Raw genomic sequence first — 19,438 nt, forward strand, 5'->3', positions numbered from 1 at the left:
CGGTGGGCGGGTCGATGCGGGCGTGAGGTTCATGGGGTGTCCTTGGGCGTGGCCCCGGGGCGGCCCGGGGCGGTCTCGTGGTCCCTGTCGAGCAAGGCGTGTTCCCAGTGGCGACCGGCCTTGCGCTCATGAGACGATTCGGGCTGACGTTGGAGACCCACAGAGATGGTGACGAGTGACCGCGCAGCCCGAAGCGGCCGCGGACTGTTGGCCGTGATTGGCGGCAATGAAGATCGGGACGGCGACCGCGCCGTCCTGGCGGCGCTGATGCGGGCGCTGCCCATGGAGCGCCCCCGGGTGCTGGTGCTGACCGCAGCGAGCGGTGCGCCGGCGGAGCTGTGGCAGCACTACCGGGCTGCGTTTGACACCCTGGGCGGCGAGCCGTTCTGGCTGGACGCACGGGAGGCATCGGCGCTGAACACGCCGGCGGTGATGGCGCGCCTGGCAGCCGTGGATCTGGTGTTCCTGACCGGCGGCGATCAGCACCGGCTGCTCGACACCCTTGGCGACACGCCCGCGTTCGAGCTCATCGCCCGTCGCCATGCCGAAGAAGGCCTGGCGGTGGCCGGGACCAGTGCGGGGGCTTCGGCGCTCGGCGCCCGCATGCCGCGGGGCGATGAAGGCTCGCAGATCGCCGGAGGGCCACCCGGCCCGCTTCCGCCCGGCCTGGGCCTGTGGCCCCGGGTGGTGGTGGATCAGCATTTTTCCGAGCGCAAGCGGCTGTCGCGCCTGATCCAGTTCCTCGGCGTCTCGCCGGGCCATGTCGGACTGGGCCTGGATGAGGACACCGCCGTATTCGTGCATCCGGACGATGGCCTGGAAGTCGTCGGCAGCGGCACGGTCACCGTGCTGGCCGGCGGTGGGCCTGGCACCCGGCTGCAGGCGATGGGGCCGGGGGAATGCTGGTCGCTGGACGAGGTCTCGCTGCATCTGTTGACCCCCGGCCTGCGTCTGGCGGGGCCGCCGTGGCCGGAGGGCACGCCCCAGGCGCTGCAGCGTCTGATGGACTTCAGCGACCAGAACTGAGTCTGGGGCCGAGGACTGGGCGGACGCCCGCGATCCGGGCCGACGGGGTGTCCGCGGTGTGCCTTGCAGGCCACACGCCCGCGCGGTCAGCGCCGGCGGGATCCGCTGCTCGCCCGATCCGATCGAAAGCCGGCTCGCCGACGGGTGCCGAAAGCCACGCCCGGGCAATGGCGGATGGTCGCCGGGGGCGCGCAAGGGTTAGCCTTGCGCCCTTCTCACGCTGACCCGCCCCTGCCGGGGCCACCGCCATGTTCCGTTTTGCCCTGATCGCTGCAGCCGCCGCCGCTGCCCTGACCGCCGCACCGGCACAGGCCCTGGATGTCCAGAGCTTCTCCAAGGACGTCTCGCCCTGCGCGGACTTCTACGACTATGTGAACGGCCCCTGGGTCGCCAGCACGCAGTTGCCGGCGGACCAGACCCGCATCGGCAGCTTCGACGCGCTGCGAGTGGCCAACGACCGCCTGCTGGCCAATGCCCTGGCCGAGCTGGTGCGCAAGCCCGAGCTGCAGACGACACCCGGCCTGCGCCAGGTGGCCGCGTATTACGCCAGCGGCATGGACCGTGGCGCCATCGAGGCCGGCGGTCTGAAGCCGGTGCAGCCCCTGCTGGACCGTGTGGCGTCCATCAAGACCGCCAGCGATCTGCCGGCGGTGCTGGCGGCACTGGGCCGGGTGCAGATCGGCGCACCGGTGGCGACCTATGTCCGTCCGGATGCGAAGAACACCAGCGTGCAGGTGCTCCACCTGATGCAATCCGGCCTGGGCCTGCCGGACCGGGACGATTACTTCAAGGACACCGACATCGCCAAGCGCCTGCGCGCCGCCTACCGCCTGTATGCGGAGCGGCTGCTGAAAGCCTCCGGCGCCGATGCCTCGGACGAGACGCTGGATGCGCTGATGGCCTTAGAGGCCCGCCTGGCCGATGCGACCGTGCCGCGCGCCGCCCTGCGCGATCCGCTGGCCGTCTACAACCCGATGACACCTGCGGAGCTGGCCAAGAAGGCTGAGGGCCTGGACTGGCAGGCGTGGATCCAGGCGCTGACGCTGAATGGCAAGCGGACGGAGGGCGTGGACCGTGTGATTGTCGGCCAGCCCGGCTTCATGCAGCGGGTGGCCGAACTGGCCGCCTCGACGCCGGTGTCCACCTGGAAGACCTATCTGCGTCTGCGGGTGCTGGACAACAGCGCCGCCCGACTGCCGTCCGCCTACGCCGATGCGGCCTTCGACTACTACGACAAGACCATCACCGGTCTGGAGCAGCACAAGCCGCGGGAGCAGGAAGTCATCATGATGATCGGCGGTCGCACCGGTGGGGCGCCGCTGGGCCTGGCCCTGGGCGAGCTGTTTGTGGCCCGTGCGTTCTCGCCGGAAGCGCAGCGCCGCGCCACGCTGCTGATCGACGACGTGAAGGCGGCGATGCGCGAGAAGATCCGCAACGTCGGCTGGATGAGCGAGCAGACCAAGACCCGCGCGCTGGAGAAGCTGGCCGCGATGCAGCCCAAGATCGGCGCGCCTGCCACCTGGCCGCAGTACGAAGGCCTGAGCCTGACGGCGAAGGACTTTGCCGGCAACCAGCTGCGTGCCGCTGCCTGGGCCCACCAGGAGCAGCTCAAGGACCTGGACCGTCCGAGCGACCGCACCCGCTGGACGATGTCTCCGTACATCGTCAATGCGCAGGCCGGCGGCCTGAACGAGATCACCTTCCCGGCCGGCATCCTGCAGCCGCCGTTCTTCGATGCGAAGGCGGACGATGCGGTCAACTATGGCGGCATCGGCATGGTCATCGGCCACGAGATCACCCACCACTTCGACGACCGCGGTCGCCAGTTCGACAGCATCGGCAGCCTCAACGACTGGTGGACGCCTGCCGACGCCGCCGCGTACAAGGCCAATGCCGACCGGGTGGTGGCCCTGTACGAAAGTTATGAGCCGGTGAAGGGCACCCCGATCAACGGCCGCCTCACCCTGGGGGAGAACATTTCCGACATGGCTGGCATGCCGATCGCGTTCGATGCGCTGCAGAACGCCCTGAAGCGCACCGGACAGCGGGACAAGATCGACGGCTTCACCCCGGAGCAGCGCTTCTTCCTTTCCAATGCGCTGGTGTGGCGCAACAAGACGCGTGAAGCGGCATTGCTCAACCAGTTGCGCACCGATCCGCATTCGCCGGGCAAGTACCGGGTGCTGGCGCCGATGTCCAACATGCCGGAATTCGCGCAGGCCTTCAGCTGCAAGGCGGGCGATGCGATGAAGGCCAGTCAGCCGATCCAGGTCTGGTGATCGGCTGAAACCATCTGGACGGCAAAGCCTGCTACAACCGCAGCCTTGCCGTCCAGGCCAGTTCGGGCCAGCTCAGGCCAGCGAAGGCCCGTTGGAGGCCACTGAAGGTTTTGCATGTCCGCCACTCCCATGACCTCGGGTACGCCTCCGGGCGCACCGGTTCCTTTCACGCCCTATCAGCGATTCGCGACCGGGCTGCTCACGCTGCTCCAGTTTGCCGTCATCCTGGACTTCATGATCATGTCGCCGCTGGGCGCGATGATCATGCCGGCGATGTCGATGTCGGCGCAGCAGTTCGGCATGGTGGTGTCGGCCTATGCCTTCAGCGCGGGCCTCTCCGGCCTGCTCACGGCCGGTTTCGCCGACCGCTATGACCGCAAGCGGCTGCTGCTGTTCTTCTACGGCGGCTTCCTGCTGGGCACCCTGTGGTGCGGCCTGGCGCCCAGCTACGAGATGCTGCTGGCAGCGCGTGTGGTCACCGGGCTGTTCGGTGGCGTCATCGGCTCCATCGTCATGGCCATCACGGCCGACCTGTTCCCACCCGCGCAGCGCGGTCGGGTGATGGGCCTGCTGCAGGGCGGCTTTGCGGCCAGCCAGGTGCTGGGTCTTCCGTTTGGTCTGTATCTCGCTTCCCGCTGGAGCTGGCATGCGCCGTTCCTCGCGCTGGTGGGCATGGGGCTGGTGGCGGGACTGTTCATCGCCTTCGGCATGAAGCCGGTCAATGCCCACCTGACGGCGGGTCGCTCCGATGGCGTCGCGCGGCACCTGCGCCATGTGTTGTCCAAGCCGCTGCACTGGATGGCCTTTGCGGTCACCGCGCTGCTGACCACCGGCGGCTTCATGCTCATGCCCTTTGCGAGCGCCTTCTCGGTGCACAACGTGGGCATCTCGCTGGATCATCTGCCGGCGGTTTATCTGGTCACCGGGCTGTCCAGTCTGGTGGTGTCGCCCTTCATCGGCCGCATGTCCGACCGCTGGGGCGCCTTGCCCGTGTTCTACGTGGGCTGCGTCGTCACCGTGGTGATGGTGCTCGTCTACACCCACCTCGGAACGTCGCCCCTGTGGCTGCTGATCGGCGTCAACCTCGTGATGTTTGTCGGCATCTTCTCGCGGCTGATTCCCTGGCAGGCGCTGGTCAGCGGCATTCCCGCGCCGGAGCAGCGCGGGGCCTTCAGTGCCATCAACAGCGCGCTTCAGCAGCTCGCCGGTGGCGTGGCCTCGCTGGTGGCCGGACACCTCGTCACGCTCGGCGCGAACGGGGAGGTGCAGAATTTCCCGCGAGTCGGCTATGTGGTGATCACCACCACGCTGACGGCCGCCGTCTTGATCCGCATCGTGGCGCGGCAAAAGCGGGAAGTTCACTGAGCGGATGAAAATGTGACCTTCGGGCGTGATGCGCCCCGGTTGCGCGCATGATGCCCGCATTGTTGTGCGGTCTTCAGGTTGGCTTCATGAGCGGGCATCAACTTCCACGTAGGCTTCGGGGTAACCCTAGTCTTCGGAGCCTGTTGTGCTGTCCCGTCCGCTTTTTTCCCGCTCTTTCGTCCTCGGCCTGGTGCCCGCCACGGTCCTGGCCGCGCTGACGCTGGGCCTGACGGGCTGCGACCGCCTGCCGTCCTATCAAGGGCCGGAACTCTCCGCCTTCGAGCAGCACCAGCATGCGCGCTGCGTGTCCCTGCTGCGCTCCACCTGGGCGGGCGCTCCCGTGCGTTCCACCTCCGCCGAACGCGGCAGGAGTGGCCTGGACTATGTCTGGGTGAATGTGGACGTGCATGACGACCAGGACGACATCGACCGCCGCACCGCCAAGGGGACGGCGCACGCCGGCCACTGCCAGTTCGACCACGGCGGTGAGGTGGTGCATGTCCACAGCTACGCGCTGAACGGCACCACCGCCAGCGCGGCGCAGACCCTGCCGGCATCGACCGGCGCGCCCACCGCCCAGCCGGCGCAGGCGACGGACGATGTGCCCGGCTATCGCTACTTCACAGCCAGCGTGAATGGGTCCGGTCTGCCGACCCCGGACGCGACCGTCGCCAGCAACTGAGTGCTGCGTTGGGCGCTTGGAGGCCTTGGGGCGCCGTCATAGGCATCAGCGGCTGCGGGGATCGACCCGTCTCTGCCAGGCCAGCTGCGCGTGATCTGGCTTAATAGCGCCTGTTGAGCTTCTCCCACGCGCCATGCTGAAACGACTGCATCACGCTGCCATCATTTGCAGCGACTATCCCCGCTCCCGCCAGTTCTACACCGAGGTGCTGGGCCTGACGGTGATTGCCGAGCACTATCGGCAAGCGCGCGACTCCTACAAGCTGGACCTGGGATTGCCCGATGGATCGCAGGTGGAGCTGTTTTCCTTCCCGGGCGCGCCGCCGCGGCCGTCCTACCCGGAAGCCCAGGGACTCCGTCACCTCGCTTTTGCGGTGGATGACGTGGCCGCCTGCAAGGCCCATCTGGAGCGGCTGGGCGTGACGGTCGAGCCGGTGCGGATCGACAAATACACCGGCCGCGCCTTCACGTTCTTCGCCGACCCGGACGGGCTGCCACTGGAAATCTACGAAGGCTGAGCGCCTTCAGGCGATCAGGGCCTGCGCCTGCGCCGCCGTCATCACCTGCACGCCCAGCGCCTGCGCCCGCTCCACGAAGCCCGAGGCGCCCGTCTCGAAGCCGCCGACCGGACTCATGCAGTCGCTCAGCAGCACGACGCGGCTGCGGCGCTCGGGGGTCATGGCGTCCAGCAGGTCTTCGGTGGTGGCGGCCACGCAGTGGCTGCTGGCCTCGCCCGCGATGAAGGTCAGGCCGCTGAAGGCCACGATGCGGTCCACCAGCAGATGGTTGATGCCGGTGGAGGGGTCATCCGGCAGAGGCACTTCCGCCTTCACTGCGCTGTATTGCTCGGTCAGCGGATTGCGGCCCTTGAGCACCTTCTCCACCACGCGCCATGCGCGCTGCTCCCATTCGGCCAGCGCCTGCGCCACGTCGGCATGGAGGTTGTGGCCCCAGGTGCCGGTGATGCAGTGGGCCGGCCAGACCATCAGCCGGTACTGATGCGGACTGGACTCCAGGGCGTCGAGATAGAAACGCACGTGCTCGGCCAGGTGGCGGTCGCGCGGTGCGTAATGGCCTTCGCGCACCTGCTGCGAGGTGATCTGGGTGAAGGGGGCCACGGGGCCGCCATCGCCGGTCTGCCAAAAGGACGGCCGTTCGATACCGTAGGCGGCATGGGAATCCAGCGTCACGACGATGTCGGCGAGCCGGTCGCCCGTGGCGCGGATGAAGCCGGCCAGCCGCTGCAGGTCCGCATGGGCGCCCTGCACGGGAAGCGCTGCGCCGTCGATGTCACAGAAATCGTTCTGCGGATCGACGATCAGCAGCTGACTGGGCAGGGCAGGGGACGACGGCGTGGCCGATGCAGCGGACATGATGGACTCGCGGGCGGAAGATGCCCACGAGTATAGGAACTCGCCGCCCGGCGCGTCGCCTTAGAGGCGGAACACCCGCACCGCATCGACCAGGCTCTGCGCCTGACCCCGGAGGCTGGAGGCCGCTGCGGCGATCTCTTCCACCATGGCTGCGTTCTGCTGGGTGGCCGCGTCCATCTGGGTGACGGCGCCAGACACCTGCGACACGCCTTCGGCCTGCTCCGCACTGGCCACGCTGATCTCGCCGACGATGCCGGTCACGCGCTGGATGGCGCCGACCACTTCATTCATCGTGTCACCGGCGCGATTCACCAGGTCGGTGCCGGCTTCCACCTGCTCCACACTGGCTTCGATCAGCGACTTGATTTCCTTGGCGGCGGCGGCAGAGCGGCCAGCGAGGTTGCGCACTTCGGTGGCGACCACCGCAAAGCCTCGGCCTTGCTCACCGGCACGGGCAGCTTCCACCGCCGCATTCAGCGCCAGGATGTTGGTCTGGAAGGCGATGCCGTCGATCACGCCGATGATGTCGGCGATCTTGCGGGAGCTGCCGTGGATGCCCTGCATGCGCGCCACCACTTGGGCCACCACCTCGCCGCCGCGGGTGGCCACCTGCACGGCATTGGTGGCCAGCTGCGCGGCCTCTCGGGACGACTGAGCCGTCTGGCCCACCGTGCCATTGAGCTGCTCCATGGCGCTGGCGGCCTGCTGCACATTGCCGGCGGTCTGTTCGGTGCGCTGGCTCAGGTCCTGGTTGCCGGCCGAGACTTCCTGGCAGGCGTTCTGGATGTTCTCCGACGAATCGCGCACGGTGGAGATGGCGGTCTGCAGGCTCAGCCGCATCGCGTCGAGCTGCGTCATCATCTGCGCGATCTCATCCTGCCCTTCGGCCTTCGCCGAGCGGGTCAGATCGCCGCCGGCGACGGCTTCCACCATCTGCCGGGCGCGTTGCAGCGGCACGGTCACCGAGCGGGTCAGCACCCACGCAAACACGGCGCCGACCACCAGCGCCAGCGCGCCGATCAGGCCGATGCGCCATTGCGCCGAGGTGGTGGACGCGTCCACCTCCTTGGCCATCTCGTCCAGTGTCTTCTGCTGGAACTTCAGGTAGTCCACCATGTTGCCGAGGAACACGTCGGCCTGCGGGCGGAACTCCTGCTCCAGGATGCGGATGGCTTCGTCCGCGTTACCGGACTTCTTGGCGGCGCCGATGCGGTCGCGGGTGCCGGTGTAGACCTTGCGGGCCTCGATCAGCTTGTCGACCACCTTCTTTTCTTCGTCGCTCTTGGGCAGGCCGTCGAGCGCCTTGATGATTTCATTGCCCCGGGCGGTGGAGATCTTCACATCATTGGTGAAGTAGTCGGCCAGCGATGCATCGCTGCTTTTGGCAATGGCGGTGTAGCGCTTCACACCCACCAGCGTGAGCGTGTACCACTCCGCCACCAGACGTTCCTTCTGCAGCGGAATGTCCATCATCTGCCGGGTCGACTCGGCGGTACGCCCCAGGCTCATGCCGCCAATGAGCACGATGGCCGCCAGCAGCACCAGCACCACACCAAAGCCCATGGCCAGTCTGGAGGCCAGTCGCATATCGTTGAGTTTCACGCCGTGTCCCTTCTTTGCATCCTTGCGGAAACAACCACTGTAGTCAGCGCGCCCCACCTTCGACAGTGGGTGGTGCGGTCGGTTCACCGGTCAATTCGTGCTTTGTGGACAGATTGCGGGGATACCGGCTGGTAACGCTGTCATCCCCGTTGCCATCGGCCCACGGCATGTGCGCAGTGCATCACGGATGGGCGCAGGAAGCCAGGAAGGCGACAGGGGCGGCCGGGGCGTGCATCACCAGGCGGGGTAGTCTTCGGGCCGCCATGTCCCGCCGCCATCATCATCATGTCTATGTGGTTGAACTGTCCGACCGGGTCTGGAATGAGCCGCGCTTTCGGCGTGCCAATCCGGACTATCAATTGGGCAAGCCGTTTGTTTATGTGGGCATGACGGGGCTGGACCCGGACCTGCGTTTTGACAAGCACAAGGCCGGCATTCAGGCCAACCGCTTTGTCTTCGACTATGGGCTGCGACTGCTGCCGCAGCTCTACGAGGTCTACAACCCGATGCCGTATGAAGCGGCGCGGGAGATGGAGGTGGAACTGGCCATCGGTCTGCGGGAGGCGGGATTCGGCGTCTGGCAGGCGTGAGGGGCCGGGCGCCCACGCCTGTCGCGTTCTCAGCGGCCCAGCGGCTTCGATTCACGCCTCGCACGCGGTGACTCGCTCATCGCACTCGCATGCAGCGCATGGCGGCAAACGCTCGCAAATGCGGATAGGCCGCTGCCGTGGCGGGGTTCTAGGCTGGGTCAGGGTGTGGTCGATCACACCTCGATCACAGCTTCAGGAGACCGTCATGACCGATTCCTTCCCACGGCCGCGTGGCCTTGCGCGCCGTTCCCTGCTCAGCACCTCCGCCGCCATGGCGGCGGGTGCCGTGGCCGGATGCGCACTGCCGGGCCAGGCCCAGAGCGGGCTCAAGACCCCGTTTGAGATCACGCCCACCACCGTGCCGATTGCCGGCACCGATCTTTCATTCCCCGTGCGCCGCATCTATTGCATCGGCCGCAACTACGCGGCGCATGCACGCGAGATGGGCAGTGATCCCACCCGCGAGCCGCCGTTCTTTTTCCAGAAGCCCACCGACGCGATTCAGAACGTCGCGCCGGGCACCGTGGCCGACCATCCCTATCCGACGCTGACGAAGAACTACCACTACGAAATCGAACTGGTCGCCGCGCTGCACAAGGGCGGACGCGATGTGCCGGTGGAACAGGCGCTGGACCTTGTCTACGGCTACGCCATTGGCCTGGACATGACCCGCCGCGACCTGCAGCGCGCGATGGGCAACGAAAAGAAGCCCTGGGAGATCGGCAAGAGCTTCGACCATGCGGCGCCCATCGGGCCCATCCATCCGGTGAGCCGGCTGGGGCATCCGAAGCAGGGTGCCATCTGGCTCAAGGTGAACGGGGAGACGCGCCAGAGCGCCGACCTCAGCATGATGATCTGGAGCGTCGCGGAGCAGATCAGCAACCTGTCCAAAGCCTTTGAACTGCGCCCCGGCGACATCATCTACAGCGGCACGCCGGAAAACGTCGGCCCGGTGGTCAAGGGCGATGTGCTGGAAGGGCATATCGATGGGCTCCCCCACCTGAATCTGCGCATCGTTTGACCGAGGGACAAGCACCGCGGGAGCGGGGCGGCGCGGCGAAGTTGTCCCCCGCACCAGCCGGGCTGAACCGGGGCCTGTGGATACTGCCTATTAATGAGGCAGTTCAAAGGATGTCCTTTGAAATCAAAGAGTTGTGCAATTGCTGCCCGGGCTTCCAACAGACTTGTCCACAGAACGCATGAACAGTGGAAGTCGGATCCCGTCCTGCAGGAAAAGTTGTCCCCAGGCTGAGGCTGTCAACTCCAAGGGGCGCTGATAACGCGGGGACGGGTCGCTTGCCGCACGCGTCTCACCCGTTGAGCCATGCGGGCCGACCACTGCCTCAAAGTGAGGCAGTGGGTGCTTCTATCAATGCTGACAAGCACTTGCAGCATCCCTGCCCGGGCTTCCAACAGGCTTGTCCACAGAAGTCATGAACAGACCGGCATGGGCGATGTGGCGGGGCCGGGTCATGCCAGCAATGTCCACACGACCTTTTGAAGCTCCGCCTTGAACTTCGCCGGATCGTCCGGGAGCGAAGACACCGCCCGCATCACATGCGCATAGGCCACCGTCTTGCTGATGCCGTGAGTGAGCATGGAGAACATCAGCGCGGGATCACAGGCGCGCAGCTCACCGGCAGCCATCGCGTCGTCCATCAGGGGGAGGAAAACGGCGTGGAAAGGCTTCACCATCCGATCCACCAGCAGATTCAGCCGCTCTCCTTCTTCGGTGGCGGCCGTGGAGAAGAACATGCCGATGTCCGGATCTTCAAAGACGCGGTCCATGAAGGACAGCAGGGCCTGCTCGACCCGCTGGCGGGGAGAGAGGTCCGCCCGGGTCCGCAACTCTCCCGCCAGCAGCAGCAGCGGGTCGATGGTGGTGGCGATGTGCTCCACCACGGCGCGCCACAAGGCCTCTTTGGAACCGAAGTGGTGGGCGATCAGGGCCGCGTCCACCCCGGCCTGCCGGGCGATGTCCCGCACGCTGGTGGCGTCGTAGCCGCGGCGGGCGAAGATGCCTCGCGCCGTGCGCAGCAACGCGTCCGCGCCCTGGACCGCCTGGCTGCAGGGGCGCCCCCGGCTGCGCGCGGAACGGGGCGACCGGGTTGACGGGGCTGATGGGACTGACGGGGCCGGTCCGCCGGGTGTGAGGGGTGCCGCACTCATGAAGCCGCCTTCTTTGCTATATTCATCACTCGTTGAATTATTTCAGAAGTCTCCGGCAACGACGATGGCTTCGCACGATCGGGTTGACCGCCCGAAGGTAACGATGGCGAGGCGCTTTGGAAAGGCGTGTCAGGCATGCACAGCGAGCACAAGGAAATGGCCCACGACGGGTGGTTGCGCACCATCGCCTGGTTGGGCGCACAGAGCGCACAGAGCGCCCCCGGTGACCCGAGCGCCCCCGGCCCGCGCAGCACAAAAAGCGCGGACAGCGGACGCGAGCGCCTGCCCGTTGCGCAGACCGCGCCGCGCGCGATGGTCCGGCGGACGGTCAACGATGGCGCCGTGCACCCGCCGGCCCGCATCCATGTGCTGGACCGGCCCACGCCGCGGACGGCGGCCATCTCCTGGTCCGATCCCGGCGTCTGCCATTACGGCTACCAGATCTGGGACATGGGGCCGGCCCGGCGCACGGGCGTCTGCGTGCTGAGCGGCAGCCCGATCCAGGTGGGGGATCTCGTCTACTGCCCGCGCGAGGAGGAAGCGCCGGTCAACGTCGGCGCGATGATCGCGGCGGCGTTTGTGGACGCCTGACCGCCTCTTGGCCGCGCCTCACTCCATGACATCCGCATCCGGCAGGCTCAGCTTGCCGGTGTTGTAGTCGTATTCGAAGACCTCGCCATGGCGGGCCCAGGAGACGGCGGTCTTCATCACCGCATCGGCCTCCTCCTCGTTGAGATGCTCGCTGAGCAGCCGACGCACCGGCGTGTCCATCATCAGCCCGGTCGGCTCCTGCTCCAGGCTGTGACGGATATGCGCAATCAGCGGCACCTGCGTCATCAGCTGCTGGCCGAACAGACCCCGGCGCAGTTCATTGGGCCCGTCCACATAACGGCGGCCGAGCGGCGTGAGCTGCAGGTCCCCGCTGTCGAGTTGCGCCAGGCCCAGCAGGGCCAGCGCGTGGGCGACCGGCAGCAGCTCGGCATCGGACAGGCCCGATTCCTCGATCAGCGGCGGCAGGTCCGCCCGACCATGGAAGGGCGGCTCGGCCAGCAGCTCCAGCAGGCCGTCCATGCGGGCGACGTCCGCCGACGGCAGTCGCTCCACCAGCGGCGGCGGCGCCACGCCGGTGTCCACCGCGCCATGGCTGCGACCCGGGCGGCCGGCACCGGCGGTCATCAGCGCATAAACCTCGTCGATCAACGCGCGGACATCGGCGCTGTCCGGATCGCGCGGGCGCGGCAGCTGCACCGACAGCTGGCAGCGGATGCGGCCCGGATCGCTGGCGAAAATCAGCACACGGTCCGCCATCAGCACCGCTTCCTCGATGTTGTGCGAGACCACCAGCATCGCCTTGGTCGGCATGCCGCCGCCTTGCCACAGCTCCAGGATGTCCTCACGCAGGCGCTCGCCCGTGAGCACATCCAGCGCGGAGAACGCTTCGTCCATCAGCAGCACGTCCGGCTCGGTGACCAGCGCGCGGGCGATGCCCACCCGCTGACGCATGCCCCCGGATAGCTCGCGCGGCAGCGCGCCTTCAAATCCGGCCAGGCCGATCAATGCAATCGCGGCCTCGGCCCGCTTCTCGCGTTCGGCCTTGGGCATGCCGCGGGCTTCCAGCCCCAGCTCCACGTTCTGCTGCACCGTGAGCCACGGGAACAGCGCGAAGGACTGGAACACCATGCTGATGCCCCGTGCCGGCCCGAACAGCGGCTGGCCGCGATACCGCACCTGACCATGATCGGCCTTCACCAGACCGGCCATGATGCGAAGCAGCGTGCTCTTGCCGGAGCCGGACTGGCCCAGCAGCGCAACGATCTCGCCATCGCGCAGATGGAAGTCGACGTCCTGCAGCACCGGGCGCAGATGCCCGTCGGCGGAACGGAAGGTCTTGCCGACGCCGGTCAGTTCGAGGATGGTGGCGGACATGAAAACTCCTTCGATCCCGGATCAGAAATGCATGCGGTCCTCGGCCATCCGATAGAGGCGGCGCCAGACAAAATGGTTGAGGCCCATCACGAAGATGCACATGACGCCGATGCCCAGCGCCAGCCGGGGGAAGTCTCCAACGGCAGTCATCTGCGCGATGTAGGCGCCCAGGCCGTGGGCCTGCACGGTGGTGTCGCCCCAGCTGACGTATTCGGCCACGATGCTGGCATTCCATGAGCCGCCGCTGGCGGTGATGGCGCCGGTCACGAAGCTGGGGAAGACGGCGGGCAGCAGGTAACGGCGCCACTTCAGCCAGCCGGTCAGGCCGAGGTTGCCGGCCGCATGGCGCAGCTCGGCCGGGATGGTCGAGGCGCCGGCGATGACGTTGAAAAGCAAATACCACTGCGTGCCGAAAATCATCAGCGGGGAGAGCCACAGATCGGCATTGAGCTTCCAGTGCACGATCGCCATCACCGCCACCGGAAACAGCAGGTTGGCCGGGAAGGCGGCAAGGAATTGCGCCACGGCCTGCAGCCGGCCGCTCCAGCGCGGATTCAGTCCGATCCAGATCCCCACCGGCACCCACACCAGCGCCGCCAGTGCAATCAGCACCATCACCCGCAGCAATGTGAAGACGCCCAGCACAAACACGTGGCCGGCTTCGGACCAGCCCACCTCGGTGTGCACAAAGGCCACGAGATGCCACAGCGCCAGCATCACACCCGCTGCCAGTACGGCGTCCCAGAGCCGCTGCAGCGTCGGACCGGCATGGCGTTGACGCGCGCGGATCGAGGTGCCGTCATGCGAGCGACGGAACCAGATCAGGCTGCGCTCGAGCTGGTCCACGAACCAGCTGCCGATGCGGCGTGTCATGTGGGTGCGGCGCAGCCAGTTCAGCATCCACGATTCCGGCGCGGTGTCGCTGCCGCTGTCCTCGAAGCGGAACTTGTCGGCCCAGGCCACCAGCGGGCGGAAGACGAGCTGGTCGTACAGCACGATGCCCACCAGCATCCCGAGGATTGCCCAGCCGATGGCCGGCAGGTTTTTCGACTCGATGGCCAGTGCGATGTAAGAGCCGACACCCGGCAGCTTGATGCTCTGGTTCGAGACCGAAATGGCTTCCGATGCCACCACGAAGAACCAGCCGCCGGACATGGACATCATCATGTTCCACAGCAGCGATGGCATCGCAAAGGGCAGCTCCAGCCGCCAGAAGCGCTGCCAGCCGGAGAGCTGGAACACCATCGCCGCCTCCTGCAGCTCGCTGGGCACGGTGCGCAGCGACTGGTAGAGGCTGAAGGCCATGTTCCAGGCCTGTGAGGTGAAGATGACGAAGATGGCGGCGCATTCCACCCCAAGCAGGTTGCCGGGGAACATGGCGATGAAGCCGGTCACGGTGATCGACAGGAACCCGAGGATGGGAATGGACTGCAGGATGTCCAGCATCGGGATCAGCACCTTCTCCGCCGCGCGCACCTTGGCCGCCAGCACGGCGAAGGCCGCGCTGAACAGCAGCGCCAGCACCATGGCGGCCAGCATGCGCAGGTTGGTGCGCAGCAGGTAGTAGGGCAGCAAGGTCGGATCCAGCGACAGCGGCAGCGGGTCGCCAAGCTCAAACGGACGGGTCATCTGGGCCGCGCCATAGGCCAGCAGCACCAGTGCGGCCAGGACCAGCGGCAGCAAGGCCCAGTCCCAGCGGTTCGCGCCCGCATCGACGACCTGCCGCGGAAAGAATTCGCGGCGGTTCATGGGTTGTCTTTCTTGTGAGGTGTCGGCCTGAGGGCGACGGTCAGGTGCGCAGCATGCATGAAATGCCCTTCAGAAACCTGTCGGGGCCCGGACAGCCCATGGCCTGATCTTGCTTCGAGATCATGAAGGTTTGTGGTCTGACGGCATGAAGAAGGGGCCTTCGGATGACTTGTCTTTGTGGGCTCTGCGGGATGTTGATCAATTCGACCTGAGGCTGGCGACGGGCTTCCAACAATGCGCTTCCCTGCAATCGCCCGGACTCTTTTTGCCATGACTCAGCGCTTCGCCATGCGGCCTCTGGCTGCCATGCTTTCCTCCCTCCGATCCGATGCCGTCGGCTACCGTCTCTGGAGGCGTGACGTGACCTCGACGGGGCGCGCTCCTGCGAGCGGCGGGGCCCTGCCTGGCGTGCAGGCCTGCGGATGGCGACCTGGGCTGCGTCGCGGCGCCAAAGGCTTGCTGCGACCGGTGTTGGGGGTGCTGCCGCTGCTGATGGTGGCGCTGTGGCATGTGGCGGCGTCGGCTCAGGGGCCCGCTGTCGCTGCGCCGGCCACTGCCACACCGCAGGAAGCGGCCACCGTGCTGGAGCTGCAGGTGCTGCAGTCCCAGCAGGCACTGGTGTCGCTGCGCAAGCTCAAGACCGAGCTGGGCACCATTGAGCTGCTGCTGCATCCGAGGACCAATCGTTATTACATCGCGGTGACCTCGCGCACGGGACAGGTCCGGCGGGTGGTGCGCAGCGACAACGAGCGTGCCGCGCAATTGGGCTTCGAGAGTTTCCGACGTCTGGCCGGGCAGGGGGAAGCGGGACGGCCGGCGCTGCTGGGAGAGACCTTGATCGAAGCGGAAGCGGGGGCAGCGGCGGCGGCCGGTGGATCGGCCGGGAATGCTGGAGGCACCGGGACTGGCGGTGCAGCCGGTGCAGCAGGCACCGCGGGTAAAGCGGGCGTTGGCGTTTCCGCCAGCCCCAGCGCGTCCGGCGACGTTGCTGGCCGCGCAGCGATGCCGACGCAGGGCGCCACGATCACACAGTCTCAAAGCCGGGCTCCGGCACCCACGTCGACATCAGCGGCGTCAATGGGCCGTCTCCCCGGCGACGCTGGCGGCAGTTCAGTCGGCGGTGCTGTCGGCGGCTCAGTCGGCAGCTCAGTCGGCAGCTCAGCGACAACCACCAGCGGCAGCGCGGACGTCGGCAGGCCGGCCGCCCCCAGCCAGCCCACGATGGCGCCAATGCAGGCGCCGCCGCGCTCACCCCTGATGGACGAAGTGCTGCGGCTGCAGAACGCCGGTCGCCTGACCGCCATGCGCCGCGCGGACAACGGCAGCTTCAATGCCCAGCTGTTCTTCCAGATCGATGCGGCTCGCTACTTTGTGCTGCTGGCGCAAGGCAAGGACCTCTGGCGGGTGGTGCAGGCCCATGACAGCGCACAGGCCCTGCGCCTCTATGAGGATTTGGCCCATCAGTCCGCCGCGCTGGCGGCGGATGAGTTGCGCCGGCTGGAATTGAAGGCCCAGACGGACGCAGCGGAGCGGGAACTGCGCCAGGCCCAGGCCCAGACCCGCCAGATGGCGGAGGAAGTGGAAGCCGATCGCCGCTATCGCGCCATGATCCAGGCGCAGGAAAACCAGAGCCGCGCGGACGTCTCGGCCCTGCAGCAACAGCAGCGGCAGCTTCAGGAACAGCTGATGGCGGAGCAGCGCCGTGTCATGGAGCTGCGGCGGCAGCTGGACCCCTCCGCGCGGGGCACTGCCGGCGCAGCGAGTGGCGGCGGCTCCAACGCCGGAGGCCCCGCGGCGGGCGGCATGGGCAACACGGGCGGCATGGGGAGACTCAGCGGCGCCTCGACCCGCCGCGGTGCCGGACAGCAGGAGTGCCGCATCGTCCAGCCCGGGCAGCCGGTCTCCCCCTCCGAGCGAGACCTGCCGGTGTGCGGCCTGGAGCGTAGCGGACGCGGCCAGTGACGGTGCGCAGCACGCCCTGACTTCCGGTCTCGGACTGGCCGGCCCCCTATCATCCCCGGCGATGTGACCAGTCCCGGGGACCCTTGTGAACGACGCACGCACGCCTTCCACCCACGTACGGCCCAAGCTGCTGCTGCTGATGCCGATGGCCCAGGAACACCAGGCCCAGCTGCGGCAACGGTTTGATGTGATCGATGCGCCCACCGCGGCCCTGCGTGCGCAAGCGGTGGCCGAGCATGGCGCGGACATCCAGGTGGTGTTGACCATCGGCGCCGTCGGGCTGCGGGCGGATGAAATTGCCGCCCTGCCGCGGCTAGGATTCGCCGCGGCCCTGGGCGCCGGCTACGAGAACATTGACGTGGCCGCCGCCCGGGCGCGCGGCATTGCGCTGGCCAATGGTGCGGGCACCAATGACGCCTGTGTGGCCGACCATGCGATGGCGCTGCTGCTCGCCAGCGTGCGCGCGCTGCCGCAACAGGAGCAGGCGCTGCGCGCAGGGGTCTGGCGCGACGCGCTGCCGTTGCGCCCGAGCGTCAATGGCCGGCGCCTGGGCATTCTGGGTCTGGGCACCATCGGCATGCGCATCGCCCGCCGGGCCGCGGCCTTCGACATGGAGGTCGGCTATCACAACCGCCGTGCGCGGCCGGATGCCGACAGCTACCGCTACTTCGACTCGGTGATGGCGCTGGCCCACTGGGCCGATTTCCTGGTGGTGGCGGCGCCTGGCGGGCCGGGTACCCGCCACATCGTCAATGCCGATGTGCTGCAGGCGCTGGGGCCGCAAGGGCACCTGGTGAACATCGCCCGAGGCAGTCTGGTGGATACCGCCGCGCTGGCCCAGGCGCTGGCCGCAGGTCAGCTGGGTGGGGCAGCGCTGGATGTGTATGAATCCGAGCCGCATCCGCCCCAGGAGCTGCTGGGGTTTCCGAATGTGATCCTGACGCCGCACATCGCCGGCTGGTCGCCGGAATCGGTGCAGGCGACGGTGGATCTGTTCCTGCTCAATGCGCAGCGGTGGCAGGACGGACAGCCCCTGCAGACGCCGCTATGAGCGGCTGTGGGGCGCCTTGCGGTCGCCACAAAAAAATATCCGCCCCAGGAGGGCCAGCGACGGTTCGGGTACCGTTGCCGGACCGCTCCAGCAGGGCGGACCAAGGGGGTTTGAACTGAAATAACGTATCGCGGGGGCTGATCAGCCCAGCACCCCGGTGACCAGGCCCAGGCAGGACAGGACACCGATGCCCAGCACCCAGGCATCCGCGTTGTTCAGTGAAGACCAGACTCGTTGCTTGAGCACTTGCATTGCCATCTCCGATGCGTTTGCCTTGACTGGGGACCCACCCGCAGACGCTCAGTCGTGTGCTTGATGCCAAGCGCTCAACCGACCAGCCGACCAGCCGATCAACGGCTGCAGCCTCTGCGGGTGCTGTGGGGTACCGTGCGATTTGGGGTGGCTTTGAACTCCCTCGCCGCCACCGTCCGCGATGAATCCAATGTACTGGATGGGCATACAGTAGTCAACGGCTGTTGCAAGTCTGCTCATTCCTGCAAGGCTTCCTGCAGTGCGGCTGTTGCGGCCCGCGTGCGCGCGCCCTGCGGCTTGCGCACCCACAGGTAGACCCCGGACCCCAGCACCACGAGGGTGGCCAGGTCCAGCAGCGCCCACAACACCTTCATCGGCATCCCGCCGTAATCGCCAAAGTGCAGGGGCTGAGACACCAGCAGCGCGGTCAGGTACCACGGCAGCTCCGGCGCCACGGTCAGCGTGCTGGTCCGCGCATCCATCAGCATCGGCGACAGCAGCTTGGACTTCAGCGGCGTGGCGCCCTTGAGAAAGACGGTGTGGTGGTGCGGACTGGAATAGGCGGTGCCGGGGAAGGCGATGAACGACACCTTCATATCGGTCGCCTGCCGCAGCGCGTTGTCCATCGCCTGTTGCAGCGAGCCACGCTGATCCACCGGGATGACCGGCTCATCCTTGTAGGGCGCCAGGACGGTGCTGAGCTGGTCGTACTGCCAGTACTTCACCAGCAGGTCGGCCCAGGTGTTGATCATGCCGGTGGCACCCACCACAAAACACCAGACCAGGGTGACGATGCCCAGCAGGTTGTGCAGGTCCAGCCATTGGACGCGAGTCGAGCGGTCGCGCCGGACGTCGCCAAAGGCCAGCTTGCGCATGAACGGGGCGTACAGCACCACGCCGCTGATCAGCGCCACCAGCAGCAGCAGCCCCATGAGGCCGAGGAACAGCTTGCCCGGCAGACCCACGAACAGGTCGACGTGCAGCCGCAGCATCAGGTCCATGAAACCTTCGCCGACCTTGTAGTCGCCCACCACCTGGCCGGTGCGGGCATCCACGGCGATGGATTTGAAGTCGTCGGTGGGCGCCGGCGTCGGGGTCATGGTGAACCACCACAGCCGGTCGTCGTCCTCATTCGGTCCGGCGAACTGGATGACCCGGTCTGGATACCGGGCGCGGGCCGCGGCGGCCAGGTCGTCCAGGTTGACCGGTGTGCGGCCCGCCTGGGCGGCCTGTTCGGCGGTGAGCGCGGGGGCTTCGATGTCGTCACCGAGCCAGTGGCTGATCTCGTGATGGAAGATCAGCGGCAGGCCGGTCAGGCACAGCAGCAGCATGAAGAGGGTGCAGATCAGGCTGGTCCACTTGTGCACCCAGCTCCACGCGCGGATGGCGGGGGCGCCCATCATGAGGAACGCT

16 protein-coding genes are annotated in these 19,438 nt (G+C 67.3%); 10 read left to right on the forward strand and 6 right to left on the reverse strand.

The annotated features are described in order from the left end of the window. Nucleotides 1-165: 165 nt before the first annotated feature. The 5 genes from FHS28_RS14880 to gloA2 all read left to right on the forward strand — a co-directional run bounded on the left by FHS28_RS14880 (nt 166) and on the right by gloA2 (nt 5,869). A complete protein-coding gene (locus tag FHS28_RS14880) occupies nt 166-1,026 on the forward strand; it encodes a cyanophycinase (protein ID WP_088451827.1) in 861 nt (286 codons plus the stop codon). A gap of 248 nt (nt 1,027-1,274) precedes the next feature. After that, entirely contained in the window at nt 1,275-3,305 is a 2,031-nt protein-coding gene (locus FHS28_RS14885; RefSeq protein WP_088451829.1) for a M13 family metallopeptidase, read from the forward strand. 114 nt (nt 3,306-3,419) lie between these two features. After that, nucleotides 3,420-4,670 carry an MFS transporter gene (locus FHS28_RS14890; protein ID WP_088451831.1) on the forward strand — a complete coding sequence of 417 codons (1,251 nt, stop codon included), beginning with the start codon at nt 3,420-3,422 and terminating at the stop codon, nt 4,668-4,670. Nucleotides 4,671-4,815: 145 nt separating this feature from the next. Further along, nucleotides 4,816-5,352 carry a hypothetical protein gene (locus FHS28_RS14895; protein WP_088451833.1) on the forward strand — a complete coding sequence of 179 codons (537 nt, stop codon included), beginning with the start codon at nt 4,816-4,818 and terminating at the stop codon, nt 5,350-5,352. Nucleotides 5,353-5,485: 133 nt separating this feature from the next. Beyond that, entirely contained in the window at nt 5,486-5,869 is a 384-nt protein-coding gene (gene gloA2, locus FHS28_RS14900) for an SMU1112c/YaeR family gloxylase I-like metalloprotein (RefSeq protein WP_088451835.1), read from the forward strand. Nucleotides 5,870-5,875: 6 nt separating this feature from the next. Here gloA2 and FHS28_RS14905 read toward each other — a convergent pair whose 3' ends face one another. Beyond that, nucleotides 5,876-6,724: a cysteine hydrolase family protein gene (locus FHS28_RS14905; protein ID WP_088451837.1), complete on the reverse strand. Its 849-nt coding sequence runs from the start codon at nt 6,722-6,724 to the stop codon at nt 5,876-5,878. Between the two features lie 60 nt (nt 6,725-6,784). Continuing rightward, a complete protein-coding gene (locus FHS28_RS14910; protein WP_184294945.1) occupies nt 6,785-8,326 on the reverse strand; it encodes a methyl-accepting chemotaxis protein in 1,542 nt (513 codons plus the stop codon). Between the two features lie 263 nt (nt 8,327-8,589). Here FHS28_RS14910 and FHS28_RS14915 point away from each other — a divergent pair, with 263 nt between their 5' ends. Then, nucleotides 8,590-8,916 carry a hypothetical protein gene (locus FHS28_RS14915; protein WP_088451842.1) on the forward strand — a complete coding sequence of 109 codons (327 nt, stop codon included), beginning with the start codon at nt 8,590-8,592 and terminating at the stop codon, nt 8,914-8,916. A gap of 205 nt (nt 8,917-9,121) precedes the next feature. Further along, entirely contained in the window at nt 9,122-9,937 is an 816-nt protein-coding gene (locus FHS28_RS14920; RefSeq protein WP_088451844.1) for a fumarylacetoacetate hydrolase family protein, read from the forward strand. Between the two features lie 449 nt (nt 9,938-10,386). On the opposite strand, the gene FHS28_RS14925 is transcribed toward FHS28_RS14920, so the two are convergent. Then, nucleotides 10,387-11,085 (reverse strand): TetR/AcrR family transcriptional regulator, encoded by a 699-nt coding sequence (locus FHS28_RS14925; RefSeq protein WP_088451846.1) that lies wholly within the window; start codon nt 11,083-11,085, stop codon nt 10,387-10,389. Nucleotides 11,086-11,220: 135 nt separating this feature from the next. Here FHS28_RS14925 and FHS28_RS14930 point away from each other — a divergent pair, with 135 nt between their 5' ends. Further along, complete coding sequence (locus FHS28_RS14930) at nt 11,221-11,676, forward strand: DUF3331 domain-containing protein (RefSeq protein ID WP_246410138.1); 456 nt, start codon at nt 11,221-11,223, stop codon at nt 11,674-11,676. Nucleotides 11,677-11,694: 18 nt separating this feature from the next. Here FHS28_RS14930 and FHS28_RS14935 read toward each other — a convergent pair whose 3' ends face one another. Continuing rightward, on the reverse strand, nt 11,695-13,011 hold the full coding sequence (locus FHS28_RS14935; protein WP_088451848.1) for an ABC transporter ATP-binding protein: 1,317 nt from the start codon (nt 13,009-13,011) through the stop codon (nt 11,695-11,697). A gap of 21 nt (nt 13,012-13,032) precedes the next feature. Then, the gene (locus FHS28_RS14940) at nt 13,033-14,760 is read right to left on the reverse strand and encodes an ABC transporter permease (RefSeq protein ID WP_088451850.1); all 1,728 of its coding nucleotides are present in this window, start codon (nt 14,758-14,760) and stop codon (nt 13,033-13,035) included. 360 nt (nt 14,761-15,120) lie between these two features. Here FHS28_RS14940 and FHS28_RS14945 point away from each other — a divergent pair, with 360 nt between their 5' ends. Continuing rightward, nucleotides 15,121-16,722 (forward strand): DUF2968 domain-containing protein, encoded by a 1,602-nt coding sequence (locus FHS28_RS14945; RefSeq protein ID WP_184294947.1) that lies wholly within the window; start codon nt 15,121-15,123, stop codon nt 16,720-16,722. Nucleotides 16,723-16,861: 139 nt separating this feature from the next. Further along, nucleotides 16,862-17,773: a 2-hydroxyacid dehydrogenase gene (locus tag FHS28_RS14950; protein ID WP_088452332.1), complete on the forward strand. Its 912-nt coding sequence runs from the start codon at nt 16,862-16,864 to the stop codon at nt 17,771-17,773. Nucleotides 17,774-18,261: 488 nt separating this feature from the next. Here FHS28_RS14950 and FHS28_RS14955 read toward each other — a convergent pair whose 3' ends face one another. Beyond that, nucleotides 18,262-19,425 carry a PepSY-associated TM helix domain-containing protein gene (locus tag FHS28_RS14955; protein ID WP_088451854.1) on the reverse strand — a complete coding sequence of 388 codons (1,164 nt, stop codon included), beginning with the start codon at nt 19,423-19,425 and terminating at the stop codon, nt 18,262-18,264. Nucleotides 19,426-19,438 lie beyond the last annotated feature (13 nt).

It is taken from the genome of Roseateles terrae (genome assembly GCF_014192155.1).
GTDB lineage: Bacteria > Pseudomonadota > Gammaproteobacteria > Burkholderiales > Burkholderiaceae_C > Roseateles > Roseateles terrae.

What these genes read in the sequence shown, in the direction of transcription:
- gloA2 (WP_088451835.1), top strand. Translation starts at nt 5,486, where the DNA reads ATGCTGAAACGACTGCATCACGCTGCCATCATTTGCAGCGACTATCCC.
- FHS28_RS14880 (WP_088451827.1), top strand. Translation starts at nt 166, where the DNA reads ATGGTGACGAGTGACCGCGCAGCCCGAAGCGGCCGCGGACTGTTGGCC.
- FHS28_RS14950 (WP_088452332.1), top strand. Translation starts at nt 16,862, where the DNA reads ATGCCGATGGCCCAGGAACACCAGGCCCAGCTGCGGCAACGGTTTGAT.
- FHS28_RS14930 (WP_246410138.1), top strand. Translation starts at nt 11,221, where the DNA reads ATGCACAGCGAGCACAAGGAAATGGCCCACGACGGGTGGTTGCGCACC.
- FHS28_RS14885 (WP_088451829.1), top strand. Translation starts at nt 1,275, where the DNA reads ATGTTCCGTTTTGCCCTGATCGCTGCAGCCGCCGCCGCTGCCCTGACC.
- FHS28_RS14915 (WP_088451842.1), top strand. Translation starts at nt 8,590, where the DNA reads ATGTCCCGCCGCCATCATCATCATGTCTATGTGGTTGAACTGTCCGAC.
- FHS28_RS14935 (WP_088451848.1), bottom strand. Translation starts at nt 13,011, where the DNA reads ATGTCCGCCACCATCCTCGAACTGACCGGCGTCGGCAAGACCTTCCGT.
- FHS28_RS14940 (WP_088451850.1), bottom strand. Translation starts at nt 14,760, where the DNA reads ATGAACCGCCGCGAATTCTTTCCGCGGCAGGTCGTCGATGCGGGCGCG.
- FHS28_RS14890 (WP_088451831.1), top strand. Translation starts at nt 3,420, where the DNA reads ATGTCCGCCACTCCCATGACCTCGGGTACGCCTCCGGGCGCACCGGTT.
- FHS28_RS14920 (WP_088451844.1), top strand. Translation starts at nt 9,122, where the DNA reads ATGACCGATTCCTTCCCACGGCCGCGTGGCCTTGCGCGCCGTTCCCTG.
- FHS28_RS14955 (WP_088451854.1), bottom strand. Translation starts at nt 19,425, where the DNA reads ATGGGCGCCCCCGCCATCCGCGCGTGGAGCTGGGTGCACAAGTGGACC.
- FHS28_RS14925 (WP_088451846.1), bottom strand. Translation starts at nt 11,085, where the DNA reads ATGAGTGCGGCACCCCTCACACCCGGCGGACCGGCCCCGTCAGTCCCA.
- FHS28_RS14905 (WP_088451837.1), bottom strand. Translation starts at nt 6,724, where the DNA reads ATGTCCGCTGCATCGGCCACGCCGTCGTCCCCTGCCCTGCCCAGTCAG.